This window comes from Streptomyces pseudoechinosporeus (genome assembly GCF_054783935.1).
The window spans coordinates 1-17863 of sequence record NZ_BAAGPS010000004.1 but is presented as its reverse complement, the minus strand read 5'-3'; the positions used below and the strand labels follow the sequence as shown (position 1 = coordinate 17863).

The 17863-nt window shown below is 67.1% G+C and carries 10 protein-coding genes and 1 pseudogene; 5 read left to right on the top strand and 6 right to left on the bottom strand.

What is annotated here, in order from left to right; translation table 11 throughout:
* Positions 1–394: 394 nt before the first annotated feature.
* From ACYVO6_RS04650 to drmB, 4 genes are read left to right on the top strand one after another with little or no spacing between them, the layout of a single operon-like run.
* Positions 395–5152 carry a DEAD/DEAH box helicase gene (locus ACYVO6_RS04650; RefSeq protein ID WP_461057520.1) on the top strand — a complete coding sequence of 1586 codons (4758 nt, stop codon included), beginning with the start codon at positions 395–397 and terminating at the stop codon, positions 5150–5152.
* Positions 5149–7062 carry a UvrD-helicase domain-containing protein gene (locus tag ACYVO6_RS04645; protein ID WP_461057518.1) on the top strand — a complete coding sequence of 638 codons (1914 nt, stop codon included), beginning with the start codon at positions 5149–5151 and terminating at the stop codon, positions 7060–7062. The genes ACYVO6_RS04650 and ACYVO6_RS04645 overlap by 4 nt, the downstream gene beginning before the upstream one ends.
* Positions 7059–10307: a helicase-related protein gene (locus ACYVO6_RS04640; protein ID WP_461057516.1), complete on the top strand. Its 3249-nt coding sequence runs from the start codon at positions 7059–7061 to the stop codon at positions 10305–10307. Before ACYVO6_RS04645 ends, ACYVO6_RS04640 begins: the two co-directional genes overlap by 4 nt.
* A complete protein-coding gene (gene drmB / locus ACYVO6_RS04635) occupies positions 10304–12172 on the top strand; it encodes a DrmB family protein (RefSeq protein ID WP_461057514.1) in 1869 nt (622 codons plus the stop codon). The genes ACYVO6_RS04640 and drmB overlap by 4 nt, the downstream gene beginning before the upstream one ends.
* Positions 12173–12294: 122 nt before the next feature.
* Here the strand turns inward: drmB and ACYVO6_RS04630 are convergent, their stop codons facing one another.
* From ACYVO6_RS04630 to ACYVO6_RS04620, 3 genes are read right to left on the bottom strand one after another with little or no spacing between them, the layout of a single operon-like run.
* A complete protein-coding gene (locus ACYVO6_RS04630; RefSeq protein ID WP_461057512.1) occupies positions 12295–12801 on the bottom strand; it encodes a hypothetical protein in 507 nt (168 codons plus the stop codon).
* On the bottom strand, positions 12794–14605 hold the full coding sequence (locus ACYVO6_RS04625; protein WP_461057510.1) for an alpha/beta hydrolase: 1812 nt from the start codon (positions 14603–14605) through the stop codon (positions 12794–12796). Before ACYVO6_RS04625 ends, ACYVO6_RS04630 begins: the two co-directional genes overlap by 8 nt.
* A gap of 9 nt (positions 14606–14614) precedes the next feature.
* The gene (locus ACYVO6_RS04620; RefSeq protein WP_461057508.1) at positions 14615–15070 is read right to left on the bottom strand and encodes a hypothetical protein; all 456 of its coding nucleotides are present in this window, start codon (positions 15068–15070) and stop codon (positions 14615–14617) included.
* A 380-nt stretch (positions 15071–15450) separates the two neighbouring features.
* Between ACYVO6_RS04620 and ACYVO6_RS04615 the strand changes: the two genes are divergently transcribed.
* Positions 15451–16641, top strand: a complete 1191-nt coding sequence (locus ACYVO6_RS04615) for an IS110 family RNA-guided transposase (protein ID WP_461057506.1) — start codon at positions 15451–15453, stop codon at positions 16639–16641.
* A gap of 44 nt (positions 16642–16685) precedes the next feature.
* Here ACYVO6_RS04615 and ACYVO6_RS04610 read toward each other — a convergent pair whose 3' ends face one another.
* The 3 genes and pseudogenes from ACYVO6_RS04610 to ACYVO6_RS04600 all read right to left on the bottom strand — a co-directional run bounded on the left by ACYVO6_RS04610 (position 16686) and on the right by ACYVO6_RS04600 (position 17557).
* A complete protein-coding gene (locus tag ACYVO6_RS04610) occupies positions 16686–16958 on the bottom strand; it encodes a hypothetical protein (RefSeq protein WP_461057504.1) in 273 nt (90 codons plus the stop codon).
* Between the two features lie 23 nt (positions 16959–16981).
* A pseudogene (locus tag ACYVO6_RS04605) lies at positions 16982–17137 on the bottom strand (NF041680 family putative transposase); the annotation flags it as partial.
* 39 nt (positions 17138–17176) lie between these two features.
* Positions 17177–17557: a hypothetical protein gene (locus tag ACYVO6_RS04600; RefSeq protein ID WP_461057502.1), complete on the bottom strand. Its 381-nt coding sequence runs from the start codon at positions 17555–17557 to the stop codon at positions 17177–17179.
* Between the last annotated feature and the right edge of the window lie 306 nt (positions 17558–17863).

Sequence of the window (17863 nt, the reverse complement as noted above, 5' to 3'; positions counted from 1 at the left end):
AAGTTTGCCGTCTCCTTTTTCTTGCTCAATCCCGACGGTACACACAACTGCGTGCAGGCATTTTCCGCATGCCTGCATTCCGTTTCCCAGCTCCTCAGGCGCAGTTCTCGCTGGCACGCCGACAGGAAAGCGTAGGCCGAGTTGAAGCAAGACTTATCGGGTTCGTTCCCGCGAAGACACACACGGTCCTGGCCATTGTCATGCCCTCAACGGGACTTGATTCCAGCCTCTACAGGGACACGCTGCACCCTTCGGAACCACCGTCACCACACCCGCGTCCGTGTCATCGCCCGCGTATGTCACGCCACCTGACTCGACATCAGTCAGCCGACGGTTGGCGGAGCAGTACTCATCCCGTCTTCCCACCAAGTCATCGCTCCAGGATCGGAGTTCTGTGTCTCCCGAACTGACCCCCGTGCTCAAGACCGTCGTCGATCAGTCCGCCCGCGTTCTCAAGACGTACGCCGTCGATCCAGGACTCATTCCGGAGCATGCGAACGGAGAAAGACGGATTACCCAGGGTGGATACGGTGACCGGCAGCTCTTCGAGCTCGTCCAGAACGCCGCGGACGAAATCGCCGCTGAGCCCGGCGGTTCCGCCCACGTCGTTCTCACAGATACCTATCTTTACTGCGCGAACGAGGGAACACCCGTCACCCCTGAAGGCGCCGAGACGATTCTCCGGATGAGTATGTCGCGGAAACGCGGCGGCCAGATCGGACGTTTCGGGGTCGGCGTGAAATCCGTGCTCGTCGTGACCGATGCCCCACAATTCTTCAGCCGTACCGGCTCCTTCGGCTTCGATCGTGACTGGGCATACGCGCAGATCCGTTCCGTTCCCGAGGTCACGGCCCGCCTCGGTGAGAAGTTCGAGGCTCCGGTGTTGCGCATGGCCCGCCCGTTGGACGAAGCCACCGAGCGTGCCACCGATCCCGTGCTCGACGAACTCCTGGGCTGGGCCACCACCGTCGTGCGTCTCCCGCTGCTCGACGGCGCCGCCGAGCGGCTCGGCCAGGACATGCACGGTGGGCAGTCGGCGGGCAGCCGGGAGGAGTTCCCCATAGGGTTTCAGCTCTTCTCGCCGCACGTGGCCAAGGTGATCCTGGAGGACCGTCGTCCGCGCCCCGTCGTTCGACGGACCCTCACAGTCGAACGTGACCAAGAGCTGCACACCGTACGTGAGGAGCGCCCCGGCCGGCATCCCTCGGCCAACCGATGGCACGTGTTCACGCTCACCCACGAGCCGACCGCCGTCGCCCGCTCCAGCGCAGGCGAACTGCACGACCGTGTCGCCCTCGACATCTCGTGGGCCGTGCGCGAGTACGAGAAGGACAACGCCGGGCTCATGTCCTCCCCGAAGGGGCGGGGAAGGTTCTGGTCGTTCTTCCCGACCAAGTACGAGATGACGCTGAGCGGGATCCTCAACGGCGCCTGGAAGACCAACGAGGACCGGCAGAACCTTCTGGACTCCTCACCGTTCAACCAGGAGATGATCCGGATCGCCGCCCGACTGGTGGTCGAGTCGCTGCCCAAGCTGGCCCCCGCCGAAGACCCGGCCGCGTACCTTCCGCTCCTTCCCGGACGAACTCGTGAGTCGGAGACCGTCAGTTGGGCGGACCGCTACCTCACCGAACAGATCTGGGAGGCCACCGCCCATCGTCCGTCGTTGCCGGACCAGGACGGCCGGCTGCGGGTGCCACGTGACTTGAACATCCACCCCTCGCTCGGCAAGGACAACAAGTCGGTGGTCCGCTGGCTGACCCTGTGGAACTCGTATCCCGGACGGCCTACGAACTGGCTGCACCCGTCCGTGGAGGCCACTGACCTCCGAGCCGGCAAGGTGGAGCACATCCCCAAGGCCGCCAAGCGTGAACGCGCCTCGGTGCGGGAGTGGTTGGAGGCCCTGGTCGCCGACGGCAGTGTCGAGGCATCCTCCACCGCCGTCCGCATCGTCGCCGACATGGTTCAGTCGTCCTCACCGCACGCGGACGAGGCCCGCACCGCGCGGATCGTGCTGACCGAGGAGCACGGCATGGTGGCCCCGGTCGTCGGCAAGGTGTTCCGCCGCACCGAGCAGGACGGGCTGCGCGAGTCCCTCGTCTACGTCGACACCGCTCTGTCCGACGACGAGTCGCTCGCAAGCGCCCTCACCGTGCTCGGCATTCGTGATGCCGACGTCCGGGGGCGCTTCGTCAGCATCCTGGAGCAGGGCTTCGCCTCGTACAGCCCGCAGGAGTGGACCCGGTTCTGGGAGTTGTTCCACCAGGCCGGAAGCAGCCACCTCTCGCACGAGGTTGTCCGGCGGGTGACCGACCCGCTGTCGACGCTGTACGTGCGCACCTCGGACGGGCGCTTCCGACCGATGCGGAACTGCCTGCTGCCCGGTCCGGTCGTGACACCGGAATCGGACCCTTCCATCACCGTCGACACCCGCTTCCACTCCGACGACATGGCCTTCTTCCGCGAGGTGAGGCTGCGTGACCGGCCCACGGGAGGACACCGCCCCGAGGAAGAGCCGTGGTTCGAGCAGTACCGCGAGGTCGCGCACAAGGAGTACTGCGCGACCCTCCCCGACCAGGCCTCCCGCCCGACGCTCGCCCGGATCAAGTTGGAGGGTGCCGCGGTCGGCGGGCCTTTGCACCTGCTGCCCGAACTCTCGAACGAGGCGCGGGCCAACTTCCTGAAGGTGTTGCCCGAGGACGCCCTCATCGACAACTGGACGCTGCAGGTCGGGGCGCAGGTCAGCACCCGTCGGGCCGTGGCCTCGCCGATGCGCTGGATGCTCAAGCGGCACGGCCTGGTCCCGACCTCACAGGGAATCCGCCCCGTCGACGAGGCGGTCGGCCCTCAACTCGCCGCGTACAGCGACGTATTGCCGGTCGCACAGATCAGCGCCGAGAAGGCCCGCAAGCTTCGCCTCGCCACGAGCGTCGAGGACGTGCCCGACTCCTTCTGGGGCCGGCTCCTCGACAAGCTCCAGCACAGCGAGGACGACGTGTTCGTCGGCAACACGTACGTGCTTCTGACCCGCCTGGAGGTGCCCTTCCCCGACGACTCGCTCACCCGGTGTCGCATCGGCGAGGAGTGGGGCACACGACCCGACGGCGAAATCGCTGTCGCCTCCTCCCATGAGGAGTATCGGGTGTTGCGCTCCGAGGGTCTGCCCGCCCTGCTGACCGCGTCGGCCGATGACGCCGCGCTGCTCGTCAAGCAGTGGGGGATGCTGCCGTACGCCGATGTGATCAGCCGCGAGACCCGGTACGAGCCGGCCGGTGAGTCGGTCCCGCTCAAGGAGGCGTACCCCACGCTGCGACAGCTGCGCGGCTCGCAGGTGGACCAGTACGTGCTGCAGCGGTGCAAGGTTCTCGAGGAGGTGACGCGCACGCCCAACGGCATGCGTCCCCGCACACTCAACAGCAGCCTGCAGGCGTCTGTGGTCCTCGTGCTCGAGCCTGCCACCCCGCTCGAGGCCCTGGTGGCCGTCGACCGTGAACTCCATTGGCGGATGGGAGAGTCCGGTTGCCGGCAGGTCCTGGACGCGCAGCAGCGTCAGGAGGAGGACCAGAAGGTCAAGAACGCGTTGAAGGCCGTACGAGAGGCCGACGACGTGGTGACCAAGCTCCTCCTGCTGCTGGGTGCCGACACCCTGCGGGAACGGCTGCCGGCCGGTCTGATGGACGGTGAACGCGCGGAGAACGGCGGACGCGAGCCCGACAGCTATCGCATCGCGCAGATGGCGTTCAACGCACACGGGGACAGCGTCCTCCAGGTCCACGCCCGTGACCTGCAGAGTCTCTACCCGAGCCACGCCCCGTCGTCGTTCACGGGCGCCTCCACGGCGGTGGCGTTCGTGGCGGACCTCCGCTTCCCGGACGTGTTCGCCGGGTTCCGGGCGCCGTCGTTGGAATCGCGGATCGACGTGGACGGGCCGCGGCACTTCCCGCGTCTGCACGACTACCAGGAGCGGCTGGCCGCCAACGTCTTCACCTTGCTGGACCGGATCGTCCCGCAGCGCGGGATGCTGTCCCTGCCGACCGGCGCGGGCAAGACGCGTGTCACGGCCGAGGCGGTGATCCGCTGGGTGAAGCAGGTGGGGCAACTCGACGGGCCGATCCTGTGGATCGCGCAGACCGAGGAGTTGTGCGAACAGGCCGTCCAGAGCTGGAAGTTCGTCTGGGAGAAGGTGGGCGCCGAGACACCGCTGGCGATCAATCGGCTGTGGTCGACGAACGAGGCAGGCCCGGTCACGGACCGACCGCAGCTGGTCGTCGCCACGGACGCCAAGCTCCAGCAGCCGAACTGTCTCGCTGCCGACACCTACTCCTGGCTGCGTGCCCCCGCTCTTGTCATTGTCGACGAGGCGCACACCGCCATCACGCCTCGCTACACCGAGATCTTGACCCACCTGGGCCTGACGGCCTCCCGCACCGACCGTCATCTTCTGGGACTCACCGCGACGCCGTTCCGCAACACCAACCAGGACGAGACGCGCCGCCTGATCAATCGCTTCGGTGCCCGGCGTCTGGACGACGGCGTCTTCGCGGGCGGCGACGCGTACGCCGAGCTGCAGGAACTCGGCATGCTGGCACAGGTCGAGCACCGCCTCCTCCAAGGTGGCACGATCACCCTGACCCATGAGGAGAAGCAGCGCGCCGAGCAGTTGAGCATCCTGTCCAGGGCGGCCGAGCAGCGTCTGGCCGACGATCACGACCGCAACACCCGAATCCTGTCCGAGATCTCGGACATGCCGGAGGACTGGCCGGTGCTGGTGTTCGCCACGTCGGTCGACCACGCCAAGTACCTGGCGGCGAAGCTGCGCGACCTGAACATCACGGCATCCGCTGTCGACTCCACCACGTCGGCCAGCGACCGTCGCCGACGCATCGACGACTTCCGTTCGGGCCGTACCCGTGTCCTCACCAACTACGGCGTCCTCACCCAGGGCTTCGACGCACCCGCCACCCGAGCCGTCGTCGTCGCCCGCCCGGTGTACAGCCCCAACGTGTACCAGCAGATGATCGGGCGCGGCCTGCGCGGCCCCCTCAACGGAGGCAAGGAGACCTGCCTGATCCTCAACGTCCGCGACAACATCGAGAACTTCGACACCGCCCTCGCCTTTACCCAGTTCGAGCACCTGTGGAGCAGCAAGTGATCGACTCCTACGGTGACAGCCCTCCGCTCACCGACGAGCAGCGGGCCGTCGTCGATCTCCCCTGGGACACCCGCCTCCTGGTCACCGCAGGGGCTGGTTCCGGCAAGACGCACACGGTCGTACGACGTCTCGACGCCCTGGTGGGGCACGAAGATCCGGAGGAGGCGATGGAGGCGGGCGAGATCCTCGTCCTGAGTTTCTCCCGTGCCGCAGTCCGTGAGCTGCGGGACCGGATCGCCCGACATGGCGACCGAGCTCGCAGGGTGCGCGTCCAGACCTTCGATTCGTGGGCGTACCAGCTGCTCGTGCAGGCCTACCCCGACGAGGAATGGGCGGCCCAGAGCTTCGACGAGCGCATCCGCGCGGCCACGGACGCCATCGAGAAGGGCGCGGTGGAGGCCGGTGAGCTCGGGGCTCCCTCGCACGTGGTCATCGACGAGGCACAGGATCTGGTGGGCGACCGCCGGGACCTGGTGGAGACACTGCTCGACCGCTTCCAGCGTTCGTGCGGATTCACCGTGGTCGGCGACTCCGCGCAGGGCATCTACGGCTTCCAGATCGACGACCCGACGGAGAGAGCCGGGGAGACGGATCGGTTCTTCGCCTGGTTGCGAACGTCCTACGACGACCTCGTCGAACTCAGCCTGACGGAGAACTTCCGGGCGAAGAGCATTGAGGCCCGCACCGCCCTCGCCCTCGGCTCCCGTCTGCAGAACCTGGCCGTCTCCCTCGGCGGCCAGGCGGCCACGGCCGCGACGCTCCACACTGATCTGCGCGACCGGCTTCTCGACCTGCCGAGCCTCGGCGAACTGACCGACGAGTTCGCGCTGGACGCGTTGAAGTCGTTCCCCGACACCTGCGCGATCCTGACCCGGGACAACCGCCAGGCGCTTGCGGTCTCGGAACTCCTGCACGAGCACGGGGTGGAGCACGCGCTGAAGCGTTCACTGCAGGACCGGCCCGTGCCGCACTGGGTCGCCGAACTGCTGCGCCGCGCCGAGTCGTTGACGCTCACCGAGGCGCGCTTCCTGGAGCTGCTCGGGGAGATCCCGCTGCCTTCGGGTGTGGAGCCCCAGCGGTGCTGGCGGTCGTTGCGTGCCGCGACCCGGCGCACCGGCCGCGGTCTCGTCGACGTCGCCGCCGTGGGGCGTCTGGTGGCCGAGGGACGTTTCCCCGATGAGCTGGGTGATCCGGAGACAACTCGGTTGATCGTCTCGACCGTGCATCGGGCCAAGGGCCGGGAGTACGACCGGGTGTTGCTGCTCTCGCCCCCCTCCATCGCGGAACTGCAGAAGGCGCACGAGGATCTCGATGTGCCGGCCGAGGCGCGGGCTCTCTACGTGGCCATGACGCGGGCCCGCGAGGACCTGTACCACGTGACCGGCCCGGACACCTCCCGCATTCGGCGCCATCGCCCCACCGGACGCTGGTACCTGGGTGGTTGGAAGAAGTACGCCCGCTTCGGCGTCCAAGCCATGCCCGGAGACGTCCACCGTGAGAACCCTCCCGGCTCGCACGACGTGGACACGTCCGCGGTCGAGATGCAGACCTACCTTCTGGAACACGTTCGTCCGGGTGACGCGATGGCACTTCGGAGGCGTCATCCGCTCCCCATGGGGCCGGACCAGAGCCCGCCGTACGACGTGATCCACCGCGACCGAATCGTCGGCGAGGCCTCCGAGCGCTTCCGTCGAGACCTGTACGCCGTCGAGATGATCTCGCGCTCGTGGAAGGTCGCCTGGCCCGCCGAGATCGTCGACCTGCGGGTGGACACGCTCGAGACGGTAGCGGGCAGCACTGCAGCAGGGGCCAACGCAGGACTCGGCGGCAACGGGGTGTGGATCGCCCCTCGGATCACCGGAATCGGAAGGTATCGGCGCGGCGAACGCGCTGGGGAGGAACGAGAATGACGCACGGGAAAAATCCGCACGCCGAGCACTACCAGGTCCGTGAGGAACTGGTCGCCCGGCTGCGCCGCGAGCTTCTCGGACCGGATGTCGAGGCAGGCGACGACCCGGTCGAGGTCCTCACCCAGGACGCACCGATCACTCGCTACCTGATCGGTGCGCTGTTCCCCCAGGCCGCTGGCCGTGAGGCCCAACTGCGTTTGTCGGAGGACGCGGCCGAGGAGAAGGGACTGGACGAGGCCCCACTGCTCGGCAATGACAGCTCAGAGGAGGCCGGTGGCTCCTTCGAGCCGCCGGTGCCCGGTGACCGCCGCCCGTCGGCCATGGGCCTCACCTTCGCCGTGGCGCCCGGGATCAGCTCCGAGATCGTGATCTCCGCGCGAGCCGCCGTGTACGAGCCTGTGGACGCCGATGGTCGGCCGGTGTCCGCCCGACGAGCGGAGGCCAGGACCACGGGTGGCCAGCGCGAGCATTGGCGACGCCGGGAGCTGGACCTGCCGGACACCTCGGTCGATGTCATGCGACCCGGCGTTCTCCACCCGGCTCCCGTCCTCGCCGATGGCGTGCAACTGCACGTCCTCGTACGACAAGCCGAAGTGTCTTCCGGGACTGTCACCGTCACGGTCACGCTGATCAACACGCACGTCGTGGGCGAACGGGAACTCCAGGACGCGTTCGCCCTGTTCCAGCCCAACCTCCGGGTCCGGGCGGCCAACGGCGCGTCCGCCTTCGTCGAACGCCCTGCCGCTCTGTCCGCTGTCGACTCCGAGCTCGCCGCGAGTCGCTTGCTGTACCGCCATGCCCCCACTTTCGCAGTGGGACACGGCTGCTCCGCCGACTGGGACTGGACGCCGCCATCGGTCGGTCTGACCGAGATAGAGCCTGCCGCGATCAGCGAGATCCGCTCCGAGTTCCTCCCCACGCACGAGGTGCTGCTGACCGACTCCAACCCGGAGATCGACAACTCGGCGCTCGGCATGCTCGGCCTCGCCGAGCGCCCAGACGCCGAGGTACTCGCCGCCTTGCACGGGCTGGCCCACGGCTACGAGCAGTGGATCGAGGCCAAGTCCTCGGAGGCCTCCGCTCTCGCCGGAACCCCCCACGAGGACGCCGCGCACGCACAACTCGACACCTGCCGCGAGGCCCTGGACCGAATACGCGAGGGCATCCGGATCCTGTCGGAGAAACCGGAGGTCATGGAAGCCTTCCGGCTGGCCAACCGGGCCATGGCGGAGCAGCGTGCACGCAGCGCCTGGGTGAACAAGGGCCGTAAGGGCACGCCCGACCTGGCGGCCGAGCGCTGGCGGCCGTTCCAGATCGCGTTCATGCTCCTGTGTCTGTGCGGCATCGACGATCCGAACCACCCCGACCGCAAGGTCTCGGACCTGCTCTGGTTTCCCACCGGCGGTGGCAAGACCGAGGCCTACCTCGGTCTGATCGCGTTCACCACATTCCTGCGCCGGCTGCGCCGCGGGGCCGATGGCGGAGGCGTCACCGTTCTCATGCGATACACACTGCGACTGCTCACCCTCCAGCAGTTCGAACGCGCGACGATCCTCATCTGCGCGATGGAGTCGATGCGCCGGGCCGCCCCCGACCGCCTGGGCCACGAGGGCATCTCGATCGGCATGTGGGTCGGCAAGTCGGCCACACCGAACTATCTGGAGACGGCCGCCGAGAAGCTGCTCAAGCTGCGCGGAGGACAGAGCCTGCAGACGGAGAACCCGGTGCAGCTCCACGCCTGCCCCTGGTGCGGCACGGCACTGGACGCCCACAACTACTCGGTGGACGAGGACGAGGTCCGCATGGACGTGCGCTGCCCCGGCCCTGACTGCGATTTCGCCTCCGGCCTGCCGGTACACCTGGTGGATCAGACCATCTACAAGACCCGTCCGACCCTCGTCATCGCCACGGTCGACAAGTTCGCCTCCATGCCGTGGCGTGAGGAGACCGCCTCACTGTTCAACCGGGACCGCCTCGATGACGAGACGCCTCCCCCCGAGCTGATCGTCCAGGACGAACTCCACCTGATCTCGGGCCCGTTGGGCACGCTGACTGGCCTGTACGAAACGGCTGTCGACGCGCTCGCCCAGGAGCCGAAGGTGATCGCCTCCACGGCGACCATCCGCCGCGCGGCCGACCAGGGACGCAATCTCTTCGACCGGGACGTACGCCAGTTCCCTCCGGCCGGTCTGGACGCCCGGGACTCCTGGTTCGCCGTGGAGACCGACCGCAGGACCAAGGCCAGTCGCCGCTACGTAGGCCTGCTCGCCCCTGGCACCAGCCAGTCGACCCTTCTCATCCGCACGTACGCGGCACTGCTCCACCAGGCCATGTGCGCGGAGACGAGCGAGGAGGTCCGGGACGCGTACTGGACGTTGGTCGGCTACTTCAACAGCCTCCGCCTGCTGTCGGCCGCCGAGCTTCAGGTGAACGACGACGTCGAGGACTACCTGCGGCTGCTCGCCGAGCGGGACGGCACCGAAGTGCGCTCCTCCAACCGCTACTCGGAGCTGACGAGCCGGGTCGACGCGAGCCTGATCCCCGCCCGGCTCAAGGAGATCGAGAAGCGCTACCCGGATCCCGACGTCCGGGACGTCCTCCTGGCCACCAACATGATCGCCGTCGGCGTCGACGTCCAACGCCTCGGCCTGATGGCGGTGATGGGGCAACCCCAGACCACAGCCGAGTACATCCAGGCAACCAGCCGCGTGGGCCGCGCCCATCCTGGCCTGATCGCCGTGATGCTCAACTCGGCCCGTTCCCGCGACCGTTCGCATTACGAGAACTTCCTGCATTTCCATTCCGCGCTCTATCGCGAGGTGGAGTCAACGTCCGTCACGCCCTTCTCCGCCCGGTCGCGCGACCGTGGTCTGCACGCCGTGGTCGTGGCCCTGGTGCGCATTCTCATCCCTGAGGCCCGAGAGAACGAGGCCGCCGGGCGGATCGACTCGTACGTGGATCGCCTGTACGCCGAGATCAAGCCGTTGCTGACGAGCCGCGCCTCCGAGGTCGCCCCCGCGGAGGCGCAAGCCACCTCCGACGCCTTCGACGAATTCGTCGACCGGTGGCAGAAGATGGCGAGCGCGCACGGCGGACTGCTGTACGCGCCCCATCGTGGCAATCCCACCCCAGCCCTGCTCAAGCCGTTCGACGACGAATCCGAGGGCACCGGCGCCTGGTCCACCCTGTGGAGCCTGCGCGATGTCGACGCCGAGTCCGCTCTCTTCATGGAGGCTTCCCGATGACACCGCCCCCCGCGCGACGAGTTCGTCGCACCGACGGCGCCTCGGCCGCACCCCGGCTCGTACTCCCCCGTCGCGGTTCGGTCCGTCGTTCCCAGATGATCACCACGTACGGCGTCGGATCTCTGATCGCCGTCGACAACGAGTCGTTCATCGTCTCCGGCATCGACGCGGCCCACGAGAGCTGGTCCCTCGCCGAGGCACCTGTCATCCACGAACACCGTCTCGCCCGAGTCCTGGGCGTGAGCCACTTCCGGCTGCCCCCGGCCTCCGAGGACACCAGCAAGGACGGAGTCCGCGTCCGCCGCTTCCCGCTGTGGCACTCGTGCCCGAAATGCCAGTCCCTGCAACATGTACGGGGCTTCAACCCGCCGGCCGGCAAGAACGTCTGCACGGACTGCGACGACGAGCCGCTCGTGCCGTCCCGATTCATCATGGCCTGCGAGGACGGGCACCTGGACGACTTCCCCTATTGGAAGTGGCTGCACCGCAAGAACCGCGACGAGAACGCGACCGGGCACTGCGGCGGGCAGATGAGCATGCGGTTCTCCGGTCAGAGCGCCTCCCTGCGCTCCATCCTCATCTCGTGCACCTGTGGTGTGCCGGAAGTGTCCATGGAGGGCGCCTTCCGCCGCTCGGCGCTGACCGATCTCGGGGTGCGATGCGAGGGCAGGCGCCCGTGGCTCGAGGGCGCACCCGCCGAGTCCTGCAAGCAATCGCCACGTACGCTGCAGCGCGGTTCCTCGGTGGTCTGGCAGCCGGTACTGAAGTCCGCCCTCTCCATCCCTCCGTGGAGCGACGGTCTCGCGGCCAAACTGGCGAGTCACTGGGAGAACATGCGTTCGCTCGCGTCCCGCGAGAAGATCGAGATCTATCTCATGGGAGCGTTCCAGGGCGACGATTCGGTCTCGGTCGACGCCGTCATGGATCTGCTGGAGGCTGAGCAGGAGGAGGACCCCGCGCCGGAGGGCGACGCGGACTCCGGTGCGGTGAGTCGCTACCAGGCGTTGCGCCGCCAGGAGTACGAGCGTCTCTGCTCGGGCAACGCGCTGCGGGACAAGGGGCGCGAGGAGCAGTTCATCTGCGAGCCACCTGTCTCGGACCCCGCGATCCTCACTACGTTCGGCGTCGGCAGGCCGATGCTGGTCAAGCGCCTGCGCGAGGTGCGGGCGCTCAAGGCGTTCACCCGCATCGCGGACCCGGAGTCGAGCTCCGAGGGCCACGAGGCCGCCCTGTCCCTGACGCCGACGGATTGGCTCCCGGCGATGGAGGTGCATGGCGAGGGTGTCTTCGTGCACCTCGACGAGAACCGGCTGGACGCGTGGGCCGAGTCGGTCGCGGTGGCCGCCCGCGTCGAGCGCATGCGGACCAACCACGACCGCATGCTGCGGGAACGGGCCACCGACACTGACGAGGTGCCGCCCTCTCCCGCCTCGCCGCGCATGGTGCTGCTGCACACTCTCGCGCACGTGCTGATCAACGAGTGGAGTCTGGACGCCGGTTATCCGGCATCGGCACTGCGCGAGCGCCTGTACACGGACGCCACCATGGCCGGTTTCCTCGTCTACACAGCGACCAGCGACTCTGCCGGCAGCCTCGGCGGAGTGGTGGCCCAGGGCGAGCCCGACCGCCTCGCCGAGGCGCTCCGCTCGGCACTGCGGCGCGCCACCTGGTGTTCCGCCGACCCGCTGTGCATCGAGACGCGGGCCTCCGGTGCCGGGGGGGCGAACCTCGCCGCGTGCCATGCCTGCGCGATGCTCCCCGAGACGAGCTGCGAGCACAACAACATCCTGCTCGACCGCGCGCTGCTCGTCGGCACCCCGGACGATCCTGACCTGGGCTTCTTCGCGAATGTACTGGATCACTGACATCCGTCCGGCCTGCCGTGCTTTACGGTTGATGACGCATGTTTGACGTGCAGGCCGGATGTCCGGGGCACGCGTCGCTCCGGGCGGCGCGTTCAGCGCCTGAGCCATTTAGCTGAGGGGGGCTACTGCTTGCTCCGGTAGCAGGCGGACTCCACCGTGACCTCAAGCAGTGACGGATCATCGCCGTACTTGCTTTCGTCCTGCAGCCTGATGTCAACCGAGAAGTCGCCGTCCTTGGTGTCGGCGACGATCTGCGGGCTCTTCGCCTGGCTGTCGTCCGTGCCGTCCTTGACGATCTTCCACCCCTGCTCGGGGAGGCGCTGACGCAGTCGGTCCATGGCTTGCTTCATGTCCTCGACTGTCACGTCGTAGATGCTCCAGGGGTGCTGGGCCCGGTAGACCTCCTCGTCATCCGAGTAGTCGGAGCAACGGGTGGTCGTCGCACCGGTGTCGGTCACCTTGCCCTTCAGATCGATGATCTCCAGGACCCGGCTGGATGTCTGTTCCGTCTGCGACTTGACCTTCTTGCTGTCTCGCGCTTCCACCGAGTCCCCACTCTTGTCCGAGCACCCTGCCATCACTACGCATGCCGCCAGGAAGTACGCGATCGCCAGAATTCTTCTATTCAAGTTCTGTCCTGTGGTATTTGCCCGTGATCACAGCCGCTTGATTGCGGAGGCTCAGGGAGTTGTCGTCCCAGAAGCCGCTGTGTCCGTCCGAGTCGCTCTTCATCACGTTGCCGCCGAACGCCTCGTCGGTCGGGATAACGCCGTTGTCGCCAAGGCCCACGAGCCGTCCGCCCTGCCGGACCACTTGGTCGTCGCCCGGTCCGCCCATGGCCCAGAAGTGACGAGGATCGATGCCCAAGTCGGCGGCGTGGTCGGCCTGTACGCCGGGACTGCCAGCGACGAGGAGGTCATCGACGGGCATGACTCCGTCCCTCCAGCTTCCGGACTGCGCAGCGGCGCCCACCACCGTACTTCCGTAACTGTGGCCGATGAGAGTGGTGTGACCAGTGCTGCCGGTCGCCTCTTGGTGGGCCGCCGCGTTCCCGTCCATGAACTGGCGCAGGCTCGGGCCTCCCTCCCCCGCGTACTGGCCACGTGTGGCTTCGGGCACGACGCTGTCAGGCGCGTTGTAGTCCAACCACGTGATGGTCGAGATGTTCTTGTCCGGTGCCATCTGCTGGCTTCGGGCCCAGAGCGTCTCGCTGCGCCCGAGATCGCCGTGATCGTCCCCCTCTCCGATCTTCTCGATGCCCGCGTAGGTGCCGGGTACGTAGACGGCAGTGTGGTCTGCCGTGTCCGGGTTGCCGGTCGCGACGATGACGCGGCCATCTCCCATCCCCACGGGGTCGAATCCCAGGAGGTACGCCTCCGGAAGGCCACCCTGACCGGTGCGATCGAAGCGTTCCTGGACGTGACGCATGCCGGTGAGCGTCTTGTTGAGAGACGCCTTCTGTTCCGCGTACTTCGCGTTCCACGCCATCCATTCGTCTGAGTAGACCCGGACCGGACCGTTGATGGTGTTGACCATCGTGTACTTGTTTGCCGGCTTAGCCGGGATGGAGTCGAGCTCCATCTGGTACTTCGCTCGAGTCTCTTCGAACACCGCACGGTTCGCCTCGTCGCGTACTTCGGCAGGCAATCCGTCCAGTGCGCCCACGACCTTGGGCCGGAGAGCGAGGTAGTCGGCACGCTGCTCAGAGGTGAGGTCCCTCCACCACTGCGCGTTGTCCTCGGCGTCGCCGTCTCTGGGCGGGCCCTTGAAGCTGTCGAGGTAGTGGTCGGCCGCCTTGGAGACGCCGGTCATGTCCGACTTGGCGTCGGCCCAGTCGCGGTCGGAGACCGTAAGGTCGTCGTCAGCCTTCAGCGCCCGCAGCTTCGGCTCCCACTTCGCGTCGGCCTCGGTGGCCTCCTTGAGGGCGGCAGCGATTCGGTCCGCATACTCCTGCGCGCGCTGGTAGTTCGGGTTGGGGTCGAAGTTGGCGGCCTGACGATTGAGGCCCTGGGCGGTGCTGTCCGTCACGCCCGAGACGGTTCCGCCGGGCGGCAACTTGCCGTCCGTCTCCTTTCCGCCGGGCGGGTAGCTGACCGATCCGTCGGGGTTGACGGTCAACTTCTCCGCCTGGGCGTCGGCAACCGCAGCATCCAGCTTCGTCCTGGCGGACTCCAGGTCGTAGGAGAAACCGTTGAGGGCCGTACTGATCAGGCCGCACTCGATCTGGACGTAGTGGAAGTTCTTGGAAAGTTCCGTGAGCTGTCTGATGGCGGCGCTCGCGGCCTCGCCCTTGAGCACCTTGCGCATACCCGCGGCCACGCGGTTGTCGATGTCGTCCTTAGAAGCGCTGGCTCTGTCGCTCAGAGCGCGGTAACCGTCTGCGGCGTCGGCGTACTCGGATGGTTTCAGAGCCTTGAGGGTCGTGTAGTCCATGGTGAAGAGTCACCGGCCGCCCGTGCGCCCGCCGACGGCGGTCGTGTCCTTGAACTCGGTGCTCAGCTTGTCGAGTTCGGCCTTGACGGACGCGTCGGTGATCAGCAGATCGTGACCGGTCTTCTCCAGGATCTGCTGCAGACCGTCGCATTTCTTTCCGAGGCTGTGCGCGTACCGCTTCCAGGAGCCGTACACCTCGCGTTGCGCGGCGGCGGTGAGGCACCCCGTGTTCCCACCGAGGCCCTTCTGGCCGTCCGATACCTGAGCCAGGGCCTTGTCGAGTGCTTCACGCTGGGAGTGGACGCCCTCACCAGCGGCGACCCACGCCTTCTTCGTCGACTTCAGGCCGCCGGTCACACTGCTGGTCGCACTGGCGCCTGACGGCTCGACCTGGTTGATCTGCATGTGCGCGGTCTGGCGTTCGGCCGCCGCAGCCTTGAGCTGTTCCCACTCGTCCCAGGCCATGCGCGGTCTCCTCCCCGTAGCCCTGGGCACTGCGCCCGAGCTGAGCATCGTCCAAGTTCCGCTGTGCACAATGAGGTTGGAGCTACAGAAGTTACGGGGTGGGTGCGCTGCGTCAGGTCCGTTCGGCCACTCAACCGGGCCTGAGCTTGTCCTACCTTCCAAGTGTGGGTCAGAGCTGGTCATTCGTAAGATCGGCGGACCCAGGGGTTCTGGGTATGGCTGTGAGCTTGTCGCCGTTCGATGGCTCAAAGAACTTGGCCGCCCGGAGCCCCGCGACGACTCGACCGCTAATTGGGATACGCGACTCGATCGCTGTGTAGGACAACGTCGGCGAGGTCGTCTGCGGGATCGATGTGACGACGAGCTGGCGGAGGTGACCCGTGCCCCAGATCTGGGCCGGAGTAGACATCGGCAAGGAACACCACCACTGCGTGGTGGTCGACGAACGCGGCGAACGCCTCCTCTCACGCCGGGTCTTCAACGACGAACCTGCCCTGCTGGAGCTGATCAAAGACGTACTCGCGCTCTGCGAGGACGCCCTGTGGGCGGTGGATATCAACCACGGTGGTGCCGCCCTGCTCATCGGCCTTCTGCTCAGCCGCGAGCAGCCGATGGTCTACATCACCGGCCTGGCCGTGCACCAGGCGTCGGCCGCCTACCGCGGCCAGGGCAAGACGGACGAGAAGGACGCGTTCGTCATCGCCGACCAGGCACGCATGCGCCAGGACCTCGGTCTCCTGCGGCCCGGGGATGAGATAGCCGTCGACCTGCGCACCCTCACCGCACGCCACCTCGATCTGGTCAACGACCGCACCCGCCAGACCAACCGGCTACGGGCCCAACTGCTGGAGTTTTTCCCTGCGTTGGAGCGGGCACTGAACCTGAGCAAGAAGGGTCCGGTCATGCTGCTGACCGGCTACCAGACGTCCGCCGCGATCCGCCGCAGCGGGGCCAGGCGCATCGGAACCTGGCTGAAGAACCGCAAGGTGAAGAACGCCGCCGCGCTCGCCGAAACAGCTGTCGAGGCGGCCAGGGCCCAGCACACCGCACTGCCGGGAGAGACCCTCGCGGCCGCCATGGTCGCCCGCATCGCCAAGGGCGTGCTGGCCCTCGACGAGGAGATCGCCGAACTCGACGCGCTCATCGAAGCCCGGTTCAACAACCACCGACACGCAACGGTGATCCGGAGCCTGCCCGGCATGGGCACCCTCCTGGGCGCCGAGTTCATCGCCGCCACCGGTGGCGACCTTGAGGCCTTCGGCACAGCAGATCGCCTGGCGTCCTTCGCCGGCCTCTCACCCGTGCCGCGGGATTCCGGTCGTGTCAGCGGCAACATGCGCCGCCCGCGCCGCTACCACCGCGGCCTGCTCCGGGCCTTCTACCTCTCCGCAATGGCCAGTCTCAGAACCTGTGCCGCCTCCCAGGCCTACTACGGACGCAAGCGGAACGAGGGCAAGGGACACAAGCAGGCCCTGCTCGCCCTGGCCCGCCGACGAGCCAACGTCTTGTGGGCCATGATCCGCGACGGAGAGTGCTACCAGGTCCTACCAACCGTCACGACGGCAACTTGACATCGTCATTGGGAAGTTCTTTAAGGTTGCAGGATCTTAAGGGCTCAGGATCCTTGCCTGCGCATTCCCGCCGCCGCCAGCACCACCGTCGGCACCGACACCAACACCGCCCACCCCAGGCGTCGTGTCTGGTAGGAGATACACGTCGCGGCCACCCCCTCCTCCATCGACCCGTAGTTGGGGGTCCATTCATTACCGAGGACGGCGTGGCACTCGGAGCGGGGATAGCCCGAGCTGATGTCGGGTGCGCTGGTCAGCAGCCACAAGGTCACACCGAACCCGGCGCACGCAAGAAGCCATATGATCGTTCTGGTCATACCGTGACCCTAGAGGTTGATCTCTAGCCTCTGAGCCGGTCGCGTTCGGTGATGCTCTCGAGACGCCTGGTCGTTTTGCCGACGTCGCAGTGGGCCGTGGGTCGGCGATTCCTTGATCCAAGTGGCCGTCCTGGACCGGGTGTTGAGGGTTTCGGTGCACGGGCCGGGCAGTGCAGATGCTGGTCACCCCAGACGGGGACAGCTCTGCGGTCCGGTGGTCAGCCGAAGATGAGCTCGACGTCCTTGTCCACGCAGAACTTCATGACAGTGATCAGCTGGCGGGTGTCATCGATGCGTCGTTGGCGAATGGGATCGCTGCCATCGTGCCGCCGCTGGTCCATGAGTGCTTCCAGCCGGGGCAGCATTACCGCGCATTGAGCAGGCGTGAGGTCGCCGTCGTCGTCTGGATGGTCGAGTAGCGGTGCCAGCGTGCTGGAGACGCTGATCCACGGGCGGTCTCCGCCGAAGCCGTTCATCTCGGCGAGGGTGAATCCCTCGGCCTGGGCCAGCCACTCCCTGAACATGTTGAAGCCGGTGTAGGACCAGGAGATGTCCGGGCTGGTCACGTCGCCGTCTCCGGGGAAGAGCATGAGCCCCATCCCGTCCTCCTTTCTTGCCGGTCGGCTGTGTGGGTCCCACAGCGTGAGCACTTCTCCTCGCTGTGTTCACTCATCGCTCGTTTGAGTACCTGGAGGGCATCCTCCCCCTGCGTGTTCGCGCTCTGCGCAACAGGGGGCGTAGGCCCGCGATACGCGTACGTCCTGTGGATATGCGCGTCCGCGTGGGGCTGTCCCGACAGTTGCCCCACCCGGCGGAAACACCACTTCCGTGCACACGGCCCTTGAGAAGCCGTATCTCAACCGATCATGGAACGCGTGGGTCGAACAGGTTTCCCGCCGGGGTGA

Excerpts from the sequence above, each read along its gene's own strand:
- ACYVO6_RS04600 (WP_461057502.1), bottom strand. The coding sequence starts at position 17,557 with ATGGGGCTCATGCTCTTCCCCGGAGACGGCGACGTGACCAGCCCGGAC.
- ACYVO6_RS04640 (WP_461057516.1), top strand. The coding sequence starts at position 7,059 with ATGACGCACGGGAAAAATCCGCACGCCGAGCACTACCAGGTCCGTGAG.
- ACYVO6_RS04610 (WP_461057504.1), bottom strand. The coding sequence starts at position 16,958 with ATGACCAGAACGATCATATGGCTTCTTGCGTGCGCCGGGTTCGGTGTG.
- drmB (WP_461057514.1), top strand. The coding sequence starts at position 10,304 with ATGACACCGCCCCCCGCGCGACGAGTTCGTCGCACCGACGGCGCCTCG.
- ACYVO6_RS04620 (WP_461057508.1), bottom strand. The coding sequence starts at position 15,070 with ATGGCCTGGGACGAGTGGGAACAGCTCAAGGCTGCGGCGGCCGAACGC.
- ACYVO6_RS04625 (WP_461057510.1), bottom strand. The coding sequence starts at position 14,605 with ATGGACTACACGACCCTCAAGGCTCTGAAACCATCCGAGTACGCCGAC.